Source organism: Streptomyces sp. NPDC059917, assembly GCF_042730635.1.
Lineage (GTDB): Bacteria > Actinomycetota > Actinomycetes > Streptomycetales > Streptomycetaceae > Streptomyces.
Genome location: NZ_JBHWLC010000184.1, coordinates 1 through 2,116, shown reverse-complemented (window position 1 = coordinate 2,116; position 2,116 = coordinate 1). Strand labels below are relative to the sequence as shown.

Below are 2,116 nucleotides of genomic sequence, written 5' to 3'. Positions count from 1 at the left end.
GTGTCGCGCGTGACGGCGGGCGGCCGCCGCGACGGACGCGCGGCGCCCTGCTCCGCCGACTGCCCCGCGACCGCCTTGCCCTCGGCCCGGGACTCGGCCCGGGACTCGGCCTTGTCGGCGCGCTCGGCCGGGCCCTCGCCCTTGGCCGGACCCGCGCCCGAGGTGTCCTCGGGGCCCGGGGCCTTCGCCTCGGCCGGGGCCGCGCCCGGAGCCTTGGCCGGGGGCTTCGCCCGGGTCCTGCCGGCGCCCCGCGGGTCCGCCCCGCTCACGCGGTCCCCGCCGCCGGAACCAGCCGCTCGGCCGCCTCCACCACGTTCACCAGCAGCTGCGCCCGCGTCATCGGACCGACGCCGCCCGGGTTCGGGGACAGCCACCCGGCCACCTCCGCGACCCCCGGGTGCACGTCCCCGACGATCTTCCCGTTCTCGTCCCGGCTGACGCCGACGTCGAGGACCGCCGCCCCCGGCTTCACGTCCTCGGGCTTGACCAGGTGCGGCACGCCCGCGGCCGCGACCACGATGTCCGCCTGGCGCAGCAGCGCCGGCAGGTCGCGCGTACCGGTGTGGCACAGCGTCACGGTGGCGTTCTCCGACTTGCGCGTCAGCAGCAGGCCGATGGACCGGCCGACGGTGATCCCGCGTCCGAGCACCACCACGTGCGCGCCGTTGATCTCCACGCCGTGGTGCCGCAGCAGTTCCACGATTCCGTAGGGGGTGCAGGGCAACGGGCCCGGCTCGCCCAGGACCAACCGGCCGAGGGAGGTGGGGTGCAGGCCGTCGGCGTCCTTCGCCGGGTCCATCAGTTCGAGCACGCGGTTGGTGTCGATGCCCTTGGGGAGCGGCAGTTGGACGATGTACCCCGTGCACTCGGGGTTGGCGTTGAGTTCACGGACGACCGCTTCGATGTCCTCCTGGGAGGCGGTCGCGGGCAGTTCGCGCTGGATCGAGGCGATGCCGACCTCGGCGCAGTCCTTGTGCTTGCCGTTGACGTACCAGCGGCTCCCGGGATCGTCGCCGACCAGCAGGGTGCCCAGGCCGGGGGTGATGCCCCGGGCCTTGAGGGCCGCCACGCGGGCGGTCAGTCCGGACTTGATCGCGGACGCGGTGGCCTTGCCATCGAGAATCTGGGCGGTCATGGACCCATCCTCCCGGATGGACCGCCCCCGGTTCCACTCGCACCACTCGTGATGGCCGGCCAAGACACCCGCACCAGAGCCCGGTTCATTGCACTTGCACAACAAGTGGCGCCCTTGGACGCCAATCGACTGGACAATGCGGGCCGGACCCGACCACGATGGCGGCAATAGTGCCGCGGGCAGTGCCGGGGGGCGGACCGCATTCGCAAGAGTTCCTCCGTGCTGACCACGCGTCCCCGCACTTCTACGGAGGAACACCCCGACATGAGCTTCGGCGACCCGAACAACCCGTACGGCCAGCAGCAGCAGCCGCAGGGCGGACAGCCCGGTTACGGCTACCCGCAGCAGGCCCCTCAGGGCGTCCCGCCGCAGGGCGGCTACGGCTACCCGCAGGGCGGCGCCCCGGCGTACCCGGGCGGTTACTCGGGCGCCCCGCAGACGATGCCGGGCGGTGTGTCGGGCGCGCGCATCATGCTCTTCATCATCGCGGCGTTCCAGGTCATCGGCGCGGCCCTCTTCGCCCTCGCCGCCGCCGCCGTCGACAAGGCGAAGAACGACCCGTCCGTGCAGGCGGACAGCCAGTTCGACGCCCTCAAGGACTTCCCGACCGGCGCCCTGTACGGCTTCGCGGTCGCGATCCTCATCTGGGGCGTCGTCGCCATCGTCCTCGGCGCGAAGTTCGGCAAGGGCGGCAACGGCGTCCGCATCACCGGCATCGTCTTCGCCTCGATCACGGCGCTGCTCGGCATCTACCCGTTCATCCTGATCGGCCTGGTGCACACCATCCTGTCGATCCTGGTCATCGTCTTCCTCGCGAAGGCCGACGGCGCCGCCTGGTTCAACCGGCCCCGGAACTTCTGACGCGTTCCGGTTGATCCGCACACGGCGAAGGCCGCGTCCCGCACCGCCCGCCGGCGCAGTTCCTCGCAGGCCACCGCGACCGTGCCGGCGGCGAGCTGGGGCGGCTCGCAGAGCGGCGCG

At 72.8% G+C, this 2,116-nt stretch carries 2 protein-coding genes and 1 pseudogene; 1 reads left to right on the top strand and 2 read right to left on the bottom strand.

The annotated features are described in order from the left end of the window. Both ACFWAR_RS39355 and ACFWAR_RS39350 read right to left on the bottom strand, forming a co-directional pair. Window positions 1-269 (bottom strand): annotated as a pseudogene (locus ACFWAR_RS39355) (hypothetical protein); the annotation flags it as partial. After that, a complete protein-coding gene (locus ACFWAR_RS39350; protein WP_385788534.1) occupies window positions 266-1,135 on the bottom strand; it encodes a bifunctional methylenetetrahydrofolate dehydrogenase/methenyltetrahydrofolate cyclohydrolase in 870 nt (289 codons plus the stop codon). The pseudogene ACFWAR_RS39355 and the gene ACFWAR_RS39350, both read right to left, overlap by 4 nt. 264 nt (window positions 1,136-1,399) lie before the next feature. On the opposite strand from ACFWAR_RS39350, the gene ACFWAR_RS39345 reads away from it, so the two are divergent. Then, window positions 1,400-1,996, top strand: coding sequence for a hypothetical protein (locus ACFWAR_RS39345; RefSeq protein ID WP_385788531.1), 597 nt, complete (start codon window positions 1,400-1,402; stop codon window positions 1,994-1,996). Window positions 1,997-2,116: the final 120 nt, after the last annotated feature.

What these genes read in the sequence shown, in the direction of transcription:
- ACFWAR_RS39350 (WP_385788534.1), bottom strand. Translation starts at nt 1,135, where the DNA reads ATGACCGCCCAGATTCTCGATGGCAAGGCCACCGCGTCCGCGATCAAG.
- ACFWAR_RS39345 (WP_385788531.1), top strand. Translation starts at nt 1,400, where the DNA reads ATGAGCTTCGGCGACCCGAACAACCCGTACGGCCAGCAGCAGCAGCCG.